This window comes from Myroides albus (assembly GCF_009711045.1).
GTDB lineage: Bacteria > Bacteroidota > Bacteroidia > Flavobacteriales > Flavobacteriaceae > Flavobacterium > Flavobacterium album_A.
The window spans coordinates 88,349-107,407 of the sequence record NZ_WMJX01000009.1; the positions used below are offsets into that span (position 1 = coordinate 88,349).

Below are 19,059 nucleotides of genomic sequence, written 5' to 3' on the forward strand. Positions count from 1 at the left end.
AAAACACGCTATGCATAGCGTGTTTTTACCTTTATTATTTTTCTTCTTCTTCCATTGCTACTGGTAGAGCAACTTCTAAAGGATCATGTGTTTTTATTTCCAAATTCGGATCCAATAGGTTAATGTAGTAATAGTTAACCGTATCCTCTATATCTAAGATACCATCCTTATTGATATCTTCAATAGTCCTGAAATATAATCTGTGCTGCGCATCGATTACAGTCCAATCCAAAAGCTCATTGTTAGGCTGAATAACATTCTTAAACTTGCGACCGTTAGCCTCACTGATATACAACAACTTGGCAGGTGTTTTAGGGTTGATCACAACTTGCTCATCAAATACCTTATAGAGAAGAAAGTGTTTTTTATACTTATCAGCAATTGACTTTAAATAAGTCGCAGAGTGTATTTTTAATTTTTTATCCGTTAACGGTCTAACCTCTAAAGAATCTTTATGCTGAAACATAATGTTGTCCAGGAATCCCGTTAATTCATAAGGTGAAAAATTAGAAACAGTATATGAATAAGAATTGTTGTTCGATTTGCTTCCAAACTTAGAAGACGAACCATATACACGTACTTCACCTACAGGAAACATTAGGTAATTGGCCTCTCCCATAACGATAGGTAGGTCAACTACACGCATATCATTGTGTTTGATTTCTTCTTCTTGACTATCAACTTCTTTAGAAAGAACACCTGAAGTATCGTTCGGAAAATTGGCTTTAGAGTTTTCTTCTTGTTTGCAAGCTGATACAATAACCGCAAGTAGAACAATTAATATATTTATTCTTGTATTCATACTTATTGAATTAAAACGTATCAAAGATAAAGTAAATTTTACACATTTTTATTCTATAAAGCTAAATCTAAAGTATTTATAAGTATTAGTAATTCAATATTTTAAACAATAAATATTGATGAAAATAAAAAAAGGGTGATTGCACTTTACAGCGAACAACCACCCTTGTATGTTATTTTCTAAAGAAATGAGAAACGTATACAGCTTGATTCCCCATTCGATCCGTTACTTTTATCTCTACTGCATTCTTACCTGAAGTTACGATACCATCACTAAACTTGTGAACTATTTTCTTTGTTTTGTGATCGTAATCCAACAATATCCACTTGTCGTTAATCTTTCCTTCAATGGTATCTATTCCCGACAAATCATCGCTAATTAAGAAAGAAATCTCATTGGCATTGCTCAGCCATTGACCTTCAGTAAAACTTGGTTTATAGATCGTCGGCGCTTTGTCGTCAATCATGATTTTATAAGTACCAAAAGACTTTGTATAAATTGTGTAAATATGATCTTTCTTTGTAGTCTTGTAAAAATCTCGTCTGCCCTTTTCGTCAATCTTACCAATAAATGCTTTATCTGGATTGTCAATCGTTAATTTTGAGGTATCAAATGAAATTGCCATATTCTTTCGGAACGCTGTCACAGGCTCCCCTACTACTAACTGCTCTTGATCAGCGCTAATATCAATCGCTAAATCGTGGTAAAAAGTTGCCCCACTAATGTTGATACTTGCAAACCCTCGTTCAAAATAGTAATCTTTATCTGCGTTAATCTTAAACTCTTTGACATTATTCTCTCTCGCCGTCTTTGCCTCCGTTGCATCGTATTCTATTGGAATACTTATAGCTCTTTCATTCCCGTGATAATCGCAAAGCACAATTTTGTAGGTGTAACTTTCTCCAGGTTTAACATCTATAATTCCCTTTGTCTCGTTATAGGATAAAACAGAGAGATTGTAAGGTCTCTCTACAAATAACTTTTGAACTTTAGCTCTTGTTTTTACGTAGCGTTCATAGTCAATCAATGCGTTTACCGTTCCCGATTCTGCAAAAGAAAATGTATCAAATCGATAGCTAAACAAACGCTTTCCATTCACATAAGTTTCCAAAGAGTAAACGCCGTTCTTGTTAGCATTGTAATCAGCTTGATCAAAAATATCTATTCCAAAGCTAATCTTTCCTTTTGCCTTTACAGTAGGCACTACTAAAGTACCATCCGCACTTGTCGTATAATTTAACAGTTGTGGGTTGGCATTTGTATTCGCAACAGCATCATCACTTATAGGATAAACAAATACGCTATTGACACTTGGCGCAATTTTATCTGTTACCATTTTATCCATTCCCTCTTTTAAAGGGTTGATAATTTTCTGCGTTTTTGTATCGCGAAATTCGTAGTGTAAATGAGGTCCACCAGAACCACCCGTATTTCCAGTATATGCAATTAACTGCCCTTTCTTGACAGGCATTTGATTTTTCTTAAAAAACATCTCGACTTCAAAAGCCTTTTCAGCATAGTGTCTTTTGCGTACATAATCTGCAATCTCTCCTGCATATTCATTCAAGTGACCATAGACAGTGGTCTGTCCGTTTGGATGATCGATATAAAGCGCCTTGCCATATCCCCAAGTAGAAACTTTGATTCGCGAAACATATCCATCTGCCGGTGCATAGACAGGTAGTCCAATGCGTTGTTGTGTTTTAATATCCAGTCCAGCGTGAAAATGAGTACCGCGAAGTTCACCAAAATTACCCGAAAGGTTAACAGGAATTTGCAAAGGGTTGCTAAAGTCTAACTTTTCCTGTGCCAAAGAAACAGTGGCCACACTACCTAACAATAGTGTAGATATCAATTTTAATCTCATACTTACTAACATTTTCTGCTAAAATAAACAATAACTAAATTAAAAGAACTATAAACGCTAAAAATGAAACACATAGATAATAAACAATTCTATTTATTAGAGAAATAGCTTTTTTTTATTGTAAATCTTTTTTAAATTTAAATACAAATTGTAACTTTGTGCTAAAGGATATTTGAATAGAAAGTATAATGAGTGAACTGGCTAACATAATCAGCTCTTTGGAGGTTAAGTTTGCGAAACTTGTACAGCGATTAAACAAACTTGAAGCAGAGAATACACAGCTGAAAGAGCGTTTAATCCAAGCAAATGAAGAGGTTGAATACAATGAAAAGCAATTAGATGAGATTTATAAGAAGTATGAATCCCTTCAGTTAGCAAATTCCTTATTGGGCAGTGAAGAGAATAAAAGAGATATGAAACTCAAAATAAATTCATTGATAAGAGAGATAGATCAGTGTATCGCTTATCTGACAAAATAGATCTGAACCATGAACAATGATGAACAATTAAGAATAAAAATATCAATTGCTGATAGAGTATACCCTCTAACAGTTAGTTACTCTCAGGAAGAAGCCCTTAGGAGTGCGTCTAAAAAAATTGATACGATGATTCATCAGTTTGAGGAGAACTATGCTGTTAGAGATAAACAAGATGTTTTAGCTATGTGTGCCTTACAGTTCGCATCGCAAACAGAACAAAAAAGCATCGATACAAGTGAAGGCTATAACAAAGCCTTAGATCGACTAATCAAATTAGATGAGGCTATTGAGCGAATACTCGCTAAATAATAAATTGACGTTCTTACTTTAAAAAAAGGGAGACTTAAAAATACTGCTCACATTAGTACCTGTTTGATAAACTCAACACTAACAAATTAAAATGAGTAAATCTTTGCATCTAAAGCACGCTGCTCACGCAGATCCTTGAACCGCAAGCTAGCTCAAAACTTGTTTACCTTAGAGTTTATACAACTCAATTCTAGTGTGAGCTTTTTTTATATATAATTTTGAAACATTTATGGAAATATTATTTGTCGTAGGAGGAATTGTGATTGGTGCAGCTATCGGCTTTGTAATCGCCAAGTACCTTGAGAAAAATCACGCTTCTTCAATATTGCAAAGTGCAAAAAATGAAGCAAAAACGACATTGCGTGATGCAAAAAACGAAGGAGAAGCGATTAAAAAAGAAAAGATATTACAAGCTAAAGAAAAGTTTATTGAACTGAAATCAGAACATGAACAAGTAATTTTAGCTCGTGATAAAAAGATTGCAGAAGCAGAAAAAAGAACAAGAGATAAGGAATCTCAAATTTCTAATGAACTTTCAAGAGCCAAAAAAGCTGCTGATGAAAGTGAAAAGAAAATTAAAGAATATGACCAAAAGCTTGAACTAATTGAACGCAAACAAGAGGAAGTCGAGAAACTTCACCGCGCTCAAGTAGAACAGTTAGAAGCTATCTCTGGACTTACTGCTGAAGAAGCTAAGAACCAAATCATTGAAAGCTTAAAAACAGAAGCAAAAGCTGACGCAATGGCGCATATTCAAGACACTATTGAAGAAGCTAAGTTAACTGCTCAACAAGAGGCCAAAAAGATTATTATCAACACTATTCAACGTGTAGGTACAGAAGAAGCTGTAGAGAACTGTGTATCTGTATTCAACATTGAATCTGATGACGTAAAAGGTAGAATCATTGGTCGTGAGGGTAGAAACATTAGAGCTATTGAAGCTGCTACAGGAGTTGAAATCATCGTTGACGATACACCTGAAGCTATTATTCTTTCATGCTTTGACCCTGTAAGAAGGGAAGTTGCTCGATTATCTTTACATAGACTTGTAACGGATGGACGTATCCACCCTGCAAGAATTGAAGAAGTAGTTGCCAAAACAACGAAGCAAATTGAGGAGGAAATCATCGAAATAGGTAAGCGTACTGTGATTGACTTAGGTATTCACGGTTTACACCCTGAGTTGATTAAAATAGTAGGTAGAATGAAATACCGTTCTTCTTATGGACAAAACTTACTACAACACTCACGCGAAGTAGCGAAACTATGTGGTTTAATGGCTGCAGAGCTGGGATTGAATGTAAAATTAGCTAAACGAGCTGGTCTATTACACGATATTGGTAAAGTTCCAGAAACTGAAACTGAACTTCCACACGCAATTTTAGGTATGCAGTGGGCTGAGAAATACGGTGAAAAACCAGAAGTATGCAATGCTATTGGAGCTCACCACGACGAGATTGAAATGACAACTCTTATCGCACCAATTATTCAAGTATGTGATGCGATCTCTGGTGCAAGACCAGGAGCAAGACGTCAAGTATTAGATTCGTATATTCAACGTTTAAAAGATCTTGAAAGTATAGCTAATGAGTTTAATGGTGTGAAGAATGCCTATGCTATTCAAGCTGGACGTGAGCTACGTGTTATCGTAGAGAGCGAAAAAGTTACAGACGATATGGCGGCTACTTTATCATTTGACATTTCTCAAAAAATACAAACTGAAATGACTTATCCAGGTCAAGTTAAGATTACAGTAATCAGAGAAACAAGAGCAATAAACATTGCTAAATAAAGAAGACACAAGATTAATTTCTATGATAAAAAAGGGACTATTTTTTTACAATAGTCCCTTTTCTTTTTTGTTTATATGAAGTACTTCTATATCCCTCCTATCTACTTTATAGATTCAAATCACCGCTAATTCTAAAAATAGAGTAAGAATTACTACACTCGCTTTTTCCCACTCCTTGGATGAAAGTCTTCCATAACAGAACGCAATCGCTCTGTACTAATATGAGTATAAATCTCCGTAGTAGTAATAGACTCATGTCCTAACAAGACTTGTATTATGCGTATATCCGCCCCATTCTCTAATAAATGTGTGGCAAACGAATGACGGAAGGTATGTGGACTTATAACCTTGTTGAGCTTAGCTATTTTTGCTAATTGCTTAATAATAGTGAATATCATTGCCCTTGTCAACTGCCCTCCTCTTCTATTCAAAAATAAAATATCCACATCTTCCTTCTTAATAGTTAACTGGCATCGAATTGTTTTAATATAACTACTAATATACTTCATTGTATCTTCGTCAATTGGCACAAAGCGCTGCTTATCACCTTTACCTATTACCCGTATAAAACCTTCTTCAAAAAACAAATCTGAAATGCGCAAACTAACAAGTTCACTAACTCGCAATCCACAACTATATAGCAGTTCGAGAATGACTTTATTGCGATATCCTTCATTTGTAGACTGATCAATGCAAGCAATCAAACGATCGATCTCCTCAACACTCAAGATATCAGGTAGCTTGCGCCCTGATTTAGGAGTTTCAATCAATTCGAAAGGCGAACGCTCAATATATCGCTCTAAAATAAAGTAATTAAAAAAGTTCTTTAGCCCAGATATAATTCGAGCTTGTGAATTAACCGCAACAAGTTCGCTAAGCTGATAGACAAAACCTTGTGCGAGCTCCTCGTCAATTTGTTCAACACTAAAGTCTGTATCATAGCTTTCTAAGTAGTTTAAAAACTTTCGCACATCTAAAATATAACTTTCAATAGAATTATCAGATAAACCGCGTTCTAACCTTAAATAGCTTGAAAACATCTTAATTTTATCTTCCCAATAACCTGTAGCCATAGTATATAAATATAATGATACCAAAGATACAAAAACAAAAAAGCCTCTCAGAAGAGAGGCTTTAGATTCTTTATAGTAACTACTATTCTATCAATTAGAATTTGTAGATTAAACCAAATTTAGCTTGGTCAAAGAAGTTATCAAAGATGTTTAAGTTAGCATTTGTTTCAGAAACAGAACCTATTTTCTTACCATCAGATTTCATATCTTGGTTAGAGTAAGAGAATACATTTCCTAAAGTAAATGCAACTGCTAAGTTCTCAGTTACGAAATAGTTAAAACCAAGGTCTAAACCAGCTTTAATACCAGTAAGTTTTTCTTTAGAAAAATCATTTTTATTTTCTGCAAATCCAACTCCTACTTCAGCATAAGTTTTAAAACGTTTACCTAATTCTAAGAAATAGTAACGTGCAAATGCTCCAGCATAAATGTCTTTAGAATAAGCATCTCCGATTTGATCCATATCAGCAAAATCACCGTGAGATTTACCAAAAGCTACAGATGCCCCAACAGCAACTTTATCAGAGATAAAGTAACCTACTTTAGGATTAACTGTATAATTAGTAAATTTCTCTTTTCCCTCATTTGTTTCAGTTGGTTTAGTCACTTTGTCAGAAATTTGGAAAGATCCTTCTAACATGATATCTCCTTCTTTGAAACCGAAGTTTGGTTTTTCTACTTCTTGAGCGTTAGCTGCCATACCTAAAGCAACAACTGACATAACTGAAAGTACTAATTTTTTCATATTTAGCTATTTTTATTATTAACTGTGTCAAAATTAAGTAAGCCAATCAAACTAATATCAATTTTTAATAAAAATATAACAAAAACACCCTGTTATTATTATTAAAATTAACTTACAACACTAAATACCAACACCTTACGAATAAAATAGATATTCTTAAAAATAAGTTAATATATACATTATATCAATTCATTATATTAAAAAACTACATATATAATAATAAAATAAATAATTTTAACAAAAATAAACCCTGTAAAAAGATTTCCTAAATAAATAACAATTACATAACATAAATTTCTTTGCATAATCGTCAATACGCTTCATTATTACCTAAAACTTAAGTCTATTTTAAAGTAACTTTATCATTATATATAATATATTTGTTTGACACAAAAAATGCGACATGAAAATTATTATAATTAATGGACCAAATCTAAATCTGTTAGGAAAAAGAGAACCAGAAGTATATGGCTCAAAAACCTTTGATGAGTATTTTTTTGAACTAAAGAATAAATACCCAGAGATAGAATTAGAATACTACCAAAGTAATATCGAAGGTGAATTAATAGATAAAATCCACGAAATTGGATTCGTATATGATGCCATTATTTTAAATGCAGGAGCATATACTCACACTTCAATTGCAATAGCTGATGCTATAAAAGCTGTTACAACTCCAGTAATTGAGGTACATATTTCAAATACCTTTGCAAGGGAACAATTTAGACATCACTCATATATTACACCTGTAAGCCAGGGATTAGTAATGGGCTTTGGTTTAAAAAGTTATGATTTAGCTATTACTTCTTTCCTCCATTAAATGACATTCTTAACTCATAAAAAGCTTTACTCTACTATATTGTTCTTTCTACTTATAATAAGTTTATCTTGGTCACAAGAAAGACATATTATAACTGGGAAGATTCTTGATGAAGAAGGAATGCCTGTAGCACAAGCCAAGATATTCATCAAAAACACAGCTTTTCAAACTCAGTCTGAAGTAGATGGTCAGTTTTCAATTGAAACTGATATGAAAAGTAAAAGCACTTTATTTATTCAAAAAGAAGGTTACTTAAACCAAAAGCTGGAACTGAAAGTAGAGGAGAAAACCACTCCTCTTAATTATACTATAGAATTACGAAAACCTGACTATAACAACGTCTTTACCTATCAAGATCCACAAGATGAATATGCAGTATTTTTAGTTAGTTTAGTACAGAAAAACTTTGATGACCCGAAGTATACAGTAAATCATTACTCTAAAGGGAATCTACAACTTATAAGTGATAGAGAAACTTTCCTTGGTCAAAAGAGGAAAGATTTAGATGCTGCATTAGATTTACACACTACGGATAAATACGTCTATCTTGGAGAACTTGCATCGAGAATTACTTACTTGCGCCAAGACAAGATAAAAGAAGAAGTCTTAGCACAAAGAGAAACAGGAAGCAATAAAGACATTTTCTTTCAAACAGGTATCGATAGTGATTTTAACATCTACAATAAACAAGTAAGTACACACCTAAAACTTATCTCTCCAATAGCACCATACGCCAGTTCATATTACAACTACAAACTTGTAAATGAACAAAAAGATCCTGCTGGAAATACGCTATACACTATCTCTTTTGAACCCAAAAGAAATAGAGAACCCATAATGGAAGGTGAGCTGATCATCACCGATAAAGATTGGCAAGTAACCTATTTTTATGGAGCTATGGCTGGTGAAAATGTTGGTTTAGAAAATATCAAACAGCTTGTTGTGATTCAGGACTTCACTTACAACCCTACCTTTAATAGGTATCTAAAGACTACACAAAACATCTATTTAAAAGGAAAGTTCATAGTATTTGACTACATAGGTCAATACACCTCCTTTTACACTGATTACAAAAAAGCAGATTACTTAAAAAAGGGGGATTTTTCTATTGAATTAATTGAATACAAAGATGACTTCTTAAATAAAAGTAATAACTATTGGGATGAATTACGCCCTACTCCCTTAACGGCTAAAGAGAGAGGTAACTTTCTCAACAAGTCCATCTATACAAGAGATAACACGAAAGCTATTTTAGATTCTATTGATAAAAGAACAAACAACTTTACAATATTTAAGCTTGTCAAAGGATATGAGTACTTAAATTCATATCAAAATAGAAGCTACCACTATAGAGGACTACTCTCTACATTTGCTTTTAACGCTGTACAAGGGTTTAATGTAACGACAGGAATTGATTTCACAAAAGAGTACGAAGACTTAAGACAAACGAAAGCAGGGACAATTGTCAACTATGGAGTCTCTGAAAATAAATTCAGATTCTCGGGGTATTTATCACACATATTCAATAGAATGAATCACAATACCTTGACCTTATCAGGAGGTAATACGATTCTGCAATTTAATCAAAGTGACCCAATTAAAACACCTATTAACTCCTTTGCCAGTGCTTGGTTTGGGAAAAACTACGCAAAGTATTTCCAGAAAAACTTTATCAAGATTAGCTACTCTCAATACGCTTTTACAGGTATTAAACTAAACACAGCACTTGAGTATGCCTATCGTTCTACAATAAGAAATTCGGTAAGTACGCCGCCGTTTGCACCAAATTCAGATTTCACATCAAACAATCCGCTCGATCCAAGCGATTTTGACAGCGAACCGTTTATAAACAACAGCATGTTCAAACTCCAAATGGGAATGAATATAGTGTTTGATCAGAAAGTGATAAGTTATCCAAATCAAAAACAATATTTGCCTTTATCACGATATCCAATAGTTGCGATAAACTTAGAAAAAGGACTCAATGCGAGTACTTCTAACTACAATTACACCTATGTATCCTTTTCAACATATTTCAACAACAACATTGGTAATTATGGAAATCTATATGTTGGTTTGAGTGCGGGTAGTTTCTTAGAGAAAAATGACATCTCATTTACCGACTACAAACACTTTAATGGAAACCAAACTTTCATTGGATCAACCCCTACTTACAATAGTCAGTTTAACCTATTGCCATATTATGAGTATAGTACGAATAAATCGTATATAGAATTACATATGGAGCATGACTTTAGAGGATACCTCATGAACAAAATACCTCTATTGAACAAGACCAGATATTCTCTTGTTTTGGGATTTCACATGCTTGAAGTTCCCGAAAAAGACGTTTACCAAGAATTTAGTATTGGACTAAACAACGTTGGTTTTAAAAAGTTTAGACCTTTTAGAATAGATTACTTTACTTCTATCTCACCAGATGCTCCCAAGAAACATGGAGTTGTGTTAGGTATAAAAGTATTGGACTTAATTCAAAAATAGCATTCGCATAAGTTAACTTATAAATATACTCAAACAAAAATGGGCAAATCGTGTGATTTGCCCCTTTTTGTTTGAGTTAAAGTAAATACTAATCCTCTATTCTTTCTATATGTGCACCAATTGCACGTAAACGTTCATCTATGCGCTCATATCCTCTATCTATTTGTTCAATATTCTGAATAACACTTGTGCCTTTAGCTGATAAAGCTGCAATCAAAAGTGATATACCTGCGCGAATATCTGGAGAAGACATATGAGTTGCCTTTAACTGAGATTTAAAATCATGACCGATAACTACCGCTCTATGAGGATCACACAAGATAATCTTAGCCCCCATATCTATTAATTTATCGACAAAGAAAAGGCGACTCTCAAACATCTTTTGATGAATCAAGACCTCTCCTCTGGCCTGAGTAGCAACAACTAAGATCACACTCAACAAATCAGGTGTTAAACCTGGCCACGGCGCATCAGCAATTGTCAAGATAGAACCGTCTATAAAGCTTTGGATTTCATATCCATCCTTGTGAGCAGGAATATAGATATCATCACCTCTTTTTTCTATTGTAATACCAAGGCGTTTAAAAGTATTAGGGATGATTCCTAAGTGCTCCCAACCCACATTCTTGATTGTTATTTCACTTTTGGTCATTGCTGCTAATCCTATCCATGACCCTATCTCAATCATATCAGGCAACATAGCGTGCTCACATCCTTTTAATTCTTTTACTCCTTCAATTTTAAGAAGATTCGAACCTACACCCGTAATCTTAGCACCCATTGCATTCAACATCTTACAAAGTTGTTGCAAATAAGGTTCACAAGCTGCATTATAAATTGTTGTCACTCCCTCTGCTAAGACAGATGCCATCAATATATTAGCTGTACCTGTCACAGATGCTTCTTCTAAAAGCATGTCTGTACCAACTAATTTATCCGCCTCAACACCGTAGAAATACTCCTCTTTATTGTATCTAAACGTAGCACCTAACTTAAGAAATCCTTCAAAGTGAGTGTCTAATCGACGACGTCCAATCTTATCTCCTCCTGGTTTAGGAATATATCCCTTTCCAAAACGAGCTAATAAAGGCCCAACCATCATGATAGAACCTCTCAAGGCTTTGCCTAATTCTTTAAAGTCATCAGAATACAAATATTCTAAATCAACTTCATCTGCTTGGAATGACATCTTATTTGGAGCTAATCTTTCAATCTTAACTCCGAGTTTACCTAATAGTTCAATCAACTTATTGACATCGATAATATTAGGAATATTTGATATAACAACTTTTTCAGGTGTCAACAATACTGCACATAAAATTTGCAATGCTTCGTTCTTTGCACCTTGAGCATGTATCTCTCCCTTTAGTTGATGTCCGCCTTCAATCTTAAAAACACTCATTACTTCTTATTCTTGAATTGATGGTTATTATTCTTATTAAACTTCTTATTGTTATTACTCTTTTGATTATTAGAATAATTGGTTTTATTAGATTGCTTTTTATTCACCTGCATAAGATTAGCAGTAGTGGAAAGTTCCTCTTCTTTCTTAAACAAGTTTATCTTGCCCTTTGACAACTCATACAAGTGTTCAAAAATAACATCATCTTTCACCGTATCTTTATTCCAACTTAAAAAACTCTTCTTCATATGATTTGCAATAACCATAATCAAAGCATCTTTCATTTCACCATCGTCAAATTTTAGAGCTTCATTAATCATATAAGTGATATTGTTTCCATAGAATCTATACTTAGGATGATTCTGTGGATAGGCTAATTTAGCCGGTTTTGTGAAGATTGTTTCTTTAGTAGCAATAGGAAACGGGCAGTCTACATCAAGTCTAAATCCGGACATCATAAAAAGCTGATCCCACAATTTATGCTGAAAATCGGGAACATCTCTTAAATGAGGATTCATGCTTCCCATAACACTAATTGCGTAATTTGCAGCTTTATTTCTTTCATCTCTATCTTCAATTAGACAAATCTGATCGATTAAAACTTGAATATGACGACCATATTCAGGTATAACTAAATGTTCTCGATCTGTATTATAGCCTAAATGTCCAATAGCTTCTTTGGTGTTAAATTTCATATACTTGAGTAGTTCAAATTAAAGATTGTGTTAAACACATAGATAGTATAAAGTTATAAAAACTTAATATAAAGTAACCTATAAAGCCTAAAAGTAAGTAAATATTATTTTATAAAGAAATAATACCTTCAATAGTAGATACAGCAATGTACTTGTCTATAATTGCTTGTGCAGATTTCATAGTAACTCTAACTGACACACTTGTAAATTTTCCAGTACTGGAATTACGTGTTAAGACTTCAGCTTTCATGCCGTCAAATGCTTCTTCGACTTGAGCAATTTTTTCTAAATCACTTGGCACAATAAATTTATACAAATAGGGTCTTGGCCAAGTTTTGTCAGTTTCTAAACTTTCTTTTAACCTTTTATAAAAGTCTTTTGTTTTATCGTCCATACTTGTTTTTAATCGGCAAATATAATCATTTTTAATTGTAGTATTTTCAAAACTTGTAGTTAAAACTCTTTTGTGATTGACATTTTATTGTACTTTTGCACCTTTGATATTTACAGCAAAAATGAATAAAAAAATCATCTTAATTATAGGAGGACCAGGTTCTGGGAAAACCACGTTAATCGATGAGCTTACCAGACAAGGATATATTTGCTATCCAGAAATATCTCGTGAGGTTACGAAACAAGCCCAAGAAAAAGGCATTACAAACTTGTTTTTAACTGAACCACTGTTATTTAGTCAGTTATTGTTAGAAGGAAGGGTTAAGCAACACATTAATGCCATTAAAGAAAATACAGATATAGTTTTTATAGATAGAGGTATTCCCGATGTATTAGCCTATATGCATTACAAAGGAGATAGCTATCCTGAAAGCTTCGATTTAGCATGCAAGAACCATGTGTACCACCAAATCTTCTTGCTTCCACCTTGGGAAACTATTTACGAGAGTGATGAGCAACGATATGAAAACTTCGAAGAAGCTCAAGAGATTCACAAACACCTTGTAGAAACTTACCGAAAATACGGATATGACTTAATTGAAGTTCCCAGAGATACGGTTGACAACAGAGTTAAATTCATTCTTGAAAGAGTATAAAACTACACATAAATAAAAAAGGGTTATAGTTCTGACTATAACCCTTTTAGCATACATATTTTTTAGTAATTTAGTATCTATAACCTTTCAGTACTCACTTCTATGCAGAATGCCTTAGACATTTTACAAAAATATTGGAAACACCAAAGTTTTCGAGAGCCACAACTTGAAATTATCAACTCTGTATTGAAGAATAACGACACTTTCGCCCTATTGCCTACGGGTGGAGGTAAAAGTGTTTGTTTTCAAATTCCCGCTCTTATGATGCCTGGGGTATGTCTTGTTATCTCTCCCCTTATTGCACTTATAGAAGATCAAGTCAAGAACTTAAATAACAAGGGAATAAAAGCAACTGCAATCTTCGGAGGAAGTTCCATGAGTGATATAGATGCTGTGTTCGACAATTGCCTTTTTGGAAACTATAAATTTCTGTACATCTCCCCTGAAAGGTTACAGCAAACTTGGATATTAGAACGAATAGAAAATCTAAGAATAAATCTAATTGCCATTGATGAAGCACACTGTATTTCCCAATGGGGCCACGACTTTAGACCCGCTTATCTGCAATTAAGTAAACTAAAGGATATCTTTACTGATACTCCCACTATTGCATTAACTGCTTCAGCAAACAAAAGAGTCATAAATGATATTTGTACAATACTAAGACTCAAAGATCCCAAGATATTTACCAAGAGTTTCTATAGGTCTAATATCATATATGGAGTATATAAAGTCGAGAGTAAACTAAATACTTTAGAGAAAATACTGAAGAAAAACACTGCTCCTACTATTATCTACGCGCGAAATAGACGTGAAACACAGATGTACTCAGATCACCTCAACAACTTAGGTTATTCTGCTACTTTTTTTCACGGTGGATTACCTATTAACGAAAAAAAGAAAAGATTACAGTCCTGGTTAGAAGAAAAAACTTTGATAATGGTCTCTACAAATGCTTTCGGTATGGGTATAGACAAACACAATGTAAAGAACGTTGTTCATATTCAAATTCCCGAAAACATTGAGAATTACTATCAAGAATCAGGCAGAGCAGGACGTAATAATCAGAAAGCTTTTGCTACCATACTCATTTCAGGTAATGAATTAGCCGAATGTGAACAAACCTTTCTCAAAGGGCTATTTGACAAGGAATACCTCAAGAAAATATATCGAAAACTAAATAACTTCCTCAAGATAGCTTACGGAGAAGGCTTTAACACCACTCACAGTTTTAACTTTAATCACTTTTGTCTACACTATAAATTCAATTACAAGCAAGCCTTTAATGCATTGCAATTTTTAGATAGACAAGGTATTATTAAATTCACACATGATAATAACAACAAAACAAAACTGTTATTCACTGTTAATAGTGGTGAATTACTTGATGCTGTTGATGGAAATGAACGAGAAGAAAGTATACTGTATTTTATACTAAGATACTACCAAGGAATACACGAATTCGAAACTGATTTGGACCTAAACCTCATAAGTGAGCACGTCGATTTGCCAATAGAGTTTATCGTAAAGTCTTTAGAATCATGGAATGAAATGGGGATTTGCGAATATACTCCAGAAGTAAATGACATGACAATTGTATTTAATGAAGCTTGGGAAGAAGACAGACCCCTCTACAGAACGTTTCCTTTTCTTGAACAGCAAAACACATTAAAAACAAATCAATTCAAATCAATGTTATTTTATATTGAAAATACTGATATTTGCAAAAACAAAATTCTCTTAAAATACTTTGATGAAGTATTCTTAGAAGATTGTGGAAGTTGTTCAGCCTGCATTGAAAAGAGTAGAGCACAAAAATTAGACAATCACAGACTCAAGGAACAAATCCTCTTAAACTTAGCGGATAATCCCGCTACCATAGAAGAACTTTCATTAAAAACCCAAATGGATCAAAATGACATTATATTGGGAATACAGCTGTTACTTGAGGAAAATAAGATAATTGTAAACAATAAAAATCAATATACTTTATTAATATGAAAGATTTGCGTATCGTTTTTATGGGAACACCAGACTTTGCAGTTGGAATCCTGGATGCTATGTACCAAAACAACTACAATATTGTTGCTGTGATTACAGCAGCAGACAAACCTGCTGGTCGTGGACAAAAAATAAAGTATTCTGCAGTAAAAGAATATGCATTAGAAAAAAACTTACCGCTCTTACAACCCACAAACTTAAAAGACGACTCCTTTATTGAAGAACTAAAATCATATAATGCGAACTTACAAGTAGTCGTTGCTTTCAGAATGCTTCCTGAAGTAGTTTGGAAAATGCCCGAACTTGGCACATTCAACCTACATGCCTCACTACTTCCAGACTATAGAGGAGCAGCACCGATTAATTGGGCTATCATAAACGGAGAAACAAAAACAGGAGTGACTACGTTCTTTATTGATGAAAAGATTGATACTGGAGCAATTATTCTGAAAGATGAAATCGCTATTGAACCAAATGAAACAGCAGGAGAACTTCACGATCGTCTAATGAATTTAGGAGCAACGACTGTATTGAAGACGCTTAGTTTAATCGCAAAGCAAGAAGTTAAAACGATTATACAGCCTGCAGAAGAAACTAAAACTGCCTATAAATTAAATAAAGAAAACTGTAAAATTGACTTTACAAAACCTGGAAAAGAGATACACAACCACATAAGAGGCTTGAGTCCCTATCCAGCAGCTTGGTGTTTTTTTAAAGATGAAGATCAAGAATCAACTGTTAAGATATACTTGTCAGAGTTTGAACCTTGTGTTCATAATAATGAAGTTGGTTTGATACTTTCGACTAAAAAAGAGTTAAAAATAGCAACAATAGACGGTTTTTTACATATTAAAAGACTTCAAATGCCGGGTAAAAAACAAATGAATACCAATGAGTTACTCAATGGTACACATTTTTCGGCTAACGCAAAAGCCTTGTAACTAACTGTAAAACAGTATTTTAATATTATCAATTATTCTGTCAAAATAATTAATAATTTTTAAAAGCAAATTTTTAACTTTTTTTTTCGCAAAATGCTTGCTTAATAATAGAATAACCCTAAATTTGTATAAGACGTTAATAAAGTTAACCTTTTAAAAAAAATTATTATGAACAAAACAGAATTAATTGATGCTATTGCAAAAGACGCAGAAATAAGCAAAGTTGCAGCTAAAAAAGCTTTAGAGTCTTTCCTAAAAAATGTAGAAACTACTTTAGCTAAAGGTGATAAAATTTCTTTAGTAGGATTTGGTTCTTGGTCAGTTTCTGATAGAGCAGCTAGAGAAGGAAGAAACCCACAAACTGGTAAAACTATTAAAATCGCAGCTAAAAAAGTTGTGAAGTTTAAAGCTGGATCAGAACTAGAAGGTGCTGTAAACAAAAAGAAAAAATAATTAACTTTTTCTTTTTTAAAATATTTAAAGCCTCATTGTTAACAATGAGGCTTTTTTAGTATATTTAGTCAACACTATAAAAGTTATATATTTATGCAGAATAAACTGAAAATTCAAAAAGGGGATTTTATTCTTTCTCTACCCTCAAGTAATCCTTTAGACTTGCAATTTTCAAGAAGTGTTATATTAATTGCAGACCATACAATCGATGGATCTATTGGCTTTATATTAAACAAGCCACTAAATCTAACGCTTAACCAATTAATCCCAACGACCGATTCATCCCTATCCGTTTTTGAAGGTGGACCAGTCGAAAAAGATAAAATCTTCTGTGTACACTCAAGACCTGAGCTAATTTTAGATAGTCAGCACATCACTGATAATCTATACTGGGGAGGTGACTTTGATCAAATTTTTACATTGCTCAATCAAAATGCATTAAGCAAGCACGATATTCGCTTCTTTTTAGGGTACTCTGGTTGGGATTGTCAGCAATTACACAATGAAATGGAGGATGATTATTGGGTAAAGACAAATAGTATAAATACTGATGACTTATTTAGCAGTAAAACTACAACCGAAAAATTTTGGAAAAATTGCCTTGTAGAACAAGGCAAGGAATATGAGATATGGTCAAATGCACCAGAAAATCCGAACCTTAATTAAAGGAATCGGATTTTCGCATTTAATCTATTTATTAAATCTTTAGCCACTTCATTTGTATAAGACTTCTTTCTATACTTTGTTATAGGCTGAATACCAATGATAGCATTAGTTAAAAACATCTCATCTGCCTTCTGTAGTTCAAAAGGAGAAATGGAAGCTTCTTCTAATGTATAGTCAGGATGCTTTTCAATTAATTCCATTACTTGTTTTCGCATTATCCCCTTCACACATCCATCAGTTAATGGAGGAGTCTTTATCACATTGTCTTTAACTACAAAAAGATTAGCATTCAATGCTTCTGCAATATTCTTACTGTCATTTACAAGTAAACAGTTTTCATAACCATTCTCTTGTGCAAAAATACTCCCTGTCACATTGATTAATCTATTAGTCGTTTTTAAATTAGACAATAAATGAGCCGTTACATAGAAGTCTTTAAACAACTCTACTTCGTAATCACTCTCATTGAGTTTGTACACCCCTTCGTTTAACTTATCATAAGTAGCTATATAGCCAATATTTCTTGTGTTAGGTAAATACCTACCCTCTCCATCGCGATATACTGTAAAACGAACTTTAAATGCGTTGTGATTAGACTGGTTATTTGCTTGAACAAGCTTGATGATTTCTTCTTGAAAAAACTCCATCGTGAAATCCATTGGAATCTGCATTCTAAGAATGCGCATTGAAGACATTAAACGAAAATAATGATCTTCTAAAAATAATACTTTATTATCAAGTATACGTAATGTCTCAAAAACAGCGTCACCATATAAAAAACCTCTGTTGTTTTCTAATGATACATTTGCTGTAGAAACAATTTTGCCGTTAACATTAATCATATTCAATTATTCTGATTACTATTAACGGCAAATATAAGTTTTATTTGAGAGAATTTATGCAGATCCTAACACTTGTTTTAGATCCATTATTTGGTTCTCCCATAATTGTTTTGATTCTTCCACTTCATCTGGTTCTGCAAAATCAACAACTATAATAGTTACGTCTTTTGTCAATTCATCGCGATGAATTCGAAGTTCAAAGTAATATTCAGTTTCTTTATTATTGTCATCAAGCCATCTATAACGCACGCGTTCATCTGTCTTACGAGTAACTATCTTTGCTTTTTCTTCAGAGTCACCCCAAATAAACGAGTAAATTTCACCTCTCGAATTTACATTTTCAGCAAACCACTCACTAAGTCCTGACGGATCAGAGATATATTGATATAATAACTGTGGAGACGAGTTAATCGAAAATTCTAATTCGTATTTTTCCTTCATAGCCATATCTTAAAATAATTTTTTCGAATATAAACATATTTTATAAATAAAAAAATCTTTTTTACCTACTTACATGTTTGTTTAGTACTTTTTTTATTATATATTTGCACCCGCATTACAGAAGTAATCATTACCAACACTTGGCGAGGTAGCTCAGTTGGTTAGAGCGCAGGATTCATA

General features: G+C 33.3%; 19 protein-coding genes. 10 read left to right on the forward strand and 9 right to left on the reverse strand.

What is annotated here, in order from left to right:
- Nucleotides 1-34 precede the first annotated feature (34 nt).
- Nucleotides 35-802, reverse strand: coding sequence for a hypothetical protein (locus GJV76_RS06245; protein WP_155091782.1), 768 nt, complete (start codon nucleotides 800-802; stop codon nucleotides 35-37).
- Nucleotides 803-974: 172 nt separating this feature from the next.
- Nucleotides 975-2,669: a M23 family metallopeptidase gene (locus GJV76_RS06250; protein WP_155091783.1), complete on the reverse strand. Its 1,695-nt coding sequence runs from the start codon at nucleotides 2,667-2,669 to the stop codon at nucleotides 975-977.
- A 188-nt stretch (nucleotides 2,670-2,857) separates the two neighbouring features.
- Here GJV76_RS06250 and GJV76_RS06255 point away from each other — a divergent pair, with 188 nt between their 5' ends.
- From GJV76_RS06255 to rny, 3 genes are all read left to right on the forward strand, one after another.
- Nucleotides 2,858-3,148, forward strand: coding sequence for a hypothetical protein (locus tag GJV76_RS06255; protein WP_155091784.1), 291 nt, complete (start codon nucleotides 2,858-2,860; stop codon nucleotides 3,146-3,148).
- Between the two features lie 9 nt (nucleotides 3,149-3,157).
- Nucleotides 3,158-3,457, forward strand: a complete 300-nt coding sequence (locus tag GJV76_RS06260) for a cell division protein ZapA (protein WP_155091785.1) — start codon at nucleotides 3,158-3,160, stop codon at nucleotides 3,455-3,457.
- Nucleotides 3,458-3,686: 229 nt separating this feature from the next.
- Nucleotides 3,687-5,249 (forward strand): ribonuclease Y, encoded by a 1,563-nt coding sequence (gene rny / locus GJV76_RS06270; RefSeq protein WP_155091786.1) that lies wholly within the window; start codon nucleotides 3,687-3,689, stop codon nucleotides 5,247-5,249.
- Nucleotides 5,250-5,401: 152 nt separating this feature from the next.
- Here rny and xerD read toward each other — a convergent pair whose 3' ends face one another.
- Together xerD and GJV76_RS06280 are read right to left on the reverse strand one after the other, a co-directional pair.
- Nucleotides 5,402-6,322: a site-specific tyrosine recombinase XerD gene (gene xerD / locus GJV76_RS06275; protein ID WP_155091787.1), complete on the reverse strand. Its 921-nt coding sequence runs from the start codon at nucleotides 6,320-6,322 to the stop codon at nucleotides 5,402-5,404.
- Between the two features lie 94 nt (nucleotides 6,323-6,416).
- Entirely contained in the window at nucleotides 6,417-7,067 is a 651-nt protein-coding gene (locus GJV76_RS06280; protein WP_155091788.1) for an outer membrane beta-barrel protein, read from the reverse strand.
- A 403-nt stretch (nucleotides 7,068-7,470) separates the two neighbouring features.
- On the opposite strand from GJV76_RS06280, the gene aroQ reads away from it, so the two are divergent.
- Nucleotides 7,471-7,887, forward strand: coding sequence for a type II 3-dehydroquinate dehydratase (gene aroQ, locus GJV76_RS06285; protein WP_155091789.1), 417 nt, complete (start codon nucleotides 7,471-7,473; stop codon nucleotides 7,885-7,887).
- Nucleotides 7,888-10,389 (forward strand): DUF5686 family protein, encoded by a 2,502-nt coding sequence (locus GJV76_RS06290; RefSeq protein ID WP_155091790.1) that lies wholly within the window; start codon nucleotides 7,888-7,890, stop codon nucleotides 10,387-10,389.
- An 88-nt stretch (nucleotides 10,390-10,477) separates the two neighbouring features.
- On the opposite strand, the gene murA is transcribed toward GJV76_RS06290, so the two are convergent.
- The 3 genes from murA to GJV76_RS06305 all read right to left on the reverse strand — a co-directional run bounded on the left by murA (nucleotide 10,478) and on the right by GJV76_RS06305 (nucleotide 12,880).
- The gene (gene murA, locus GJV76_RS06295; protein ID WP_155091791.1) at nucleotides 10,478-11,791 is read right to left on the reverse strand and encodes a UDP-N-acetylglucosamine 1-carboxyvinyltransferase; all 1,314 of its coding nucleotides are present in this window, start codon (nucleotides 11,789-11,791) and stop codon (nucleotides 10,478-10,480) included.
- Nucleotides 11,791-12,486, reverse strand: coding sequence for a DUF4290 domain-containing protein (locus tag GJV76_RS06300; RefSeq protein WP_155091792.1), 696 nt, complete (start codon nucleotides 12,484-12,486; stop codon nucleotides 11,791-11,793). Before GJV76_RS06300 ends, murA begins: the two co-directional genes overlap by 1 nt.
- A 109-nt stretch (nucleotides 12,487-12,595) precedes the next feature.
- Entirely contained in the window at nucleotides 12,596-12,880 is a 285-nt protein-coding gene (locus GJV76_RS06305; protein ID WP_155091793.1) for a DUF493 family protein, read from the reverse strand.
- A gap of 121 nt (nucleotides 12,881-13,001) precedes the next feature.
- On the opposite strand from GJV76_RS06305, the gene GJV76_RS06310 reads away from it, so the two are divergent.
- The 5 genes from GJV76_RS06310 to GJV76_RS06330 all read left to right on the forward strand — a co-directional run bounded on the left by GJV76_RS06310 (nucleotide 13,002) and on the right by GJV76_RS06330 (nucleotide 17,596).
- Nucleotides 13,002-13,535, forward strand: coding sequence for an AAA family ATPase (locus GJV76_RS06310; RefSeq protein WP_155091794.1), 534 nt, complete (start codon nucleotides 13,002-13,004; stop codon nucleotides 13,533-13,535).
- Between the two features lie 102 nt (nucleotides 13,536-13,637).
- Nucleotides 13,638-15,536 (forward strand): RecQ family ATP-dependent DNA helicase, encoded by a 1,899-nt coding sequence (locus GJV76_RS06315; RefSeq protein WP_155091795.1) that lies wholly within the window; start codon nucleotides 13,638-13,640, stop codon nucleotides 15,534-15,536.
- On the forward strand, nucleotides 15,533-16,477 hold the full coding sequence (gene fmt, locus GJV76_RS06320) for a methionyl-tRNA formyltransferase (protein WP_155091796.1): 945 nt from the start codon (nucleotides 15,533-15,535) through the stop codon (nucleotides 16,475-16,477). Before GJV76_RS06315 ends, fmt begins: the two co-directional genes overlap by 4 nt.
- A gap of 168 nt (nucleotides 16,478-16,645) precedes the next feature.
- Nucleotides 16,646-16,930: an HU family DNA-binding protein gene (locus GJV76_RS06325; protein ID WP_155091797.1), complete on the forward strand. Its 285-nt coding sequence runs from the start codon at nucleotides 16,646-16,648 to the stop codon at nucleotides 16,928-16,930.
- Nucleotides 16,931-17,023: 93 nt separating this feature from the next.
- A complete protein-coding gene (locus GJV76_RS06330) occupies nucleotides 17,024-17,596 on the forward strand; it encodes a YqgE/AlgH family protein (protein WP_155091798.1) in 573 nt (190 codons plus the stop codon).
- Here GJV76_RS06330 and GJV76_RS06335 read toward each other — a convergent pair.
- Together GJV76_RS06335 and GJV76_RS06340 are read right to left on the reverse strand one after the other, a co-directional pair.
- On the reverse strand, nucleotides 17,593-18,438 hold the full coding sequence (locus GJV76_RS06335) for an aminotransferase class IV (RefSeq protein ID WP_155091799.1): 846 nt from the start codon (nucleotides 18,436-18,438) through the stop codon (nucleotides 17,593-17,595). The genes GJV76_RS06330 and GJV76_RS06335 overlap by 4 nt on opposite strands.
- 54 nt (nucleotides 18,439-18,492) lie before the next feature.
- Nucleotides 18,493-18,879, reverse strand: coding sequence for an START-like domain-containing protein (locus GJV76_RS06340; protein ID WP_155091802.1), 387 nt, complete (start codon nucleotides 18,877-18,879; stop codon nucleotides 18,493-18,495).
- Between the last annotated feature and the right edge of the window lie 180 nt (nucleotides 18,880-19,059).

Coding starts and splice junctions, on each gene's coding strand:
- aroQ (WP_155091789.1), top strand. CDS start 7,471: ATGAAAATTATTATAATTAATGGACCAAATCTAAATCTGTTAGGAAAA.
- GJV76_RS06260 (WP_155091785.1), top strand. CDS start 3,158: ATGAACAATGATGAACAATTAAGAATAAAAATATCAATTGCTGATAGA.
- GJV76_RS06340 (WP_155091802.1), bottom strand. CDS start 18,879: ATGAAGGAAAAATACGAATTAGAATTTTCGATTAACTCGTCTCCACAG.
- GJV76_RS06280 (WP_155091788.1), bottom strand. CDS start 7,067: ATGAAAAAATTAGTACTTTCAGTTATGTCAGTTGTTGCTTTAGGTATG.
- rny (WP_155091786.1), top strand. CDS start 3,687: ATGGAAATATTATTTGTCGTAGGAGGAATTGTGATTGGTGCAGCTATC.
- GJV76_RS06255 (WP_155091784.1), top strand. CDS start 2,858: ATGAGTGAACTGGCTAACATAATCAGCTCTTTGGAGGTTAAGTTTGCG.
- xerD (WP_155091787.1), bottom strand. CDS start 6,322: ATGGCTACAGGTTATTGGGAAGATAAAATTAAGATGTTTTCAAGCTAT.
- GJV76_RS06245 (WP_155091782.1), bottom strand. CDS start 802: ATGAATACAAGAATAAATATATTAATTGTTCTACTTGCGGTTATTGTA.
- GJV76_RS06330 (WP_155091798.1), top strand. CDS start 17,024: ATGCAGAATAAACTGAAAATTCAAAAAGGGGATTTTATTCTTTCTCTA.
- GJV76_RS06250 (WP_155091783.1), bottom strand. CDS start 2,669: ATGAGATTAAAATTGATATCTACACTATTGTTAGGTAGTGTGGCCACT.
- GJV76_RS06335 (WP_155091799.1), bottom strand. CDS start 18,438: ATGATTAATGTTAACGGCAAAATTGTTTCTACAGCAAATGTATCATTA.
- GJV76_RS06315 (WP_155091795.1), top strand. CDS start 13,638: ATGCAGAATGCCTTAGACATTTTACAAAAATATTGGAAACACCAAAGT.
- GJV76_RS06290 (WP_155091790.1), top strand. CDS start 7,888: ATGACATTCTTAACTCATAAAAAGCTTTACTCTACTATATTGTTCTTT.
- murA (WP_155091791.1), bottom strand. CDS start 11,791: ATGAGTGTTTTTAAGATTGAAGGCGGACATCAACTAAAGGGAGAGATA.
- GJV76_RS06325 (WP_155091797.1), top strand. CDS start 16,646: ATGAACAAAACAGAATTAATTGATGCTATTGCAAAAGACGCAGAAATA.
- fmt (WP_155091796.1), top strand. CDS start 15,533: ATGAAAGATTTGCGTATCGTTTTTATGGGAACACCAGACTTTGCAGTT.
- GJV76_RS06305 (WP_155091793.1), bottom strand. CDS start 12,880: ATGGACGATAAAACAAAAGACTTTTATAAAAGGTTAAAAGAAAGTTTA.
- GJV76_RS06300 (WP_155091792.1), bottom strand. CDS start 12,486: ATGAAATTTAACACCAAAGAAGCTATTGGACATTTAGGCTATAATACA.
- GJV76_RS06310 (WP_155091794.1), top strand. CDS start 13,002: ATGAATAAAAAAATCATCTTAATTATAGGAGGACCAGGTTCTGGGAAA.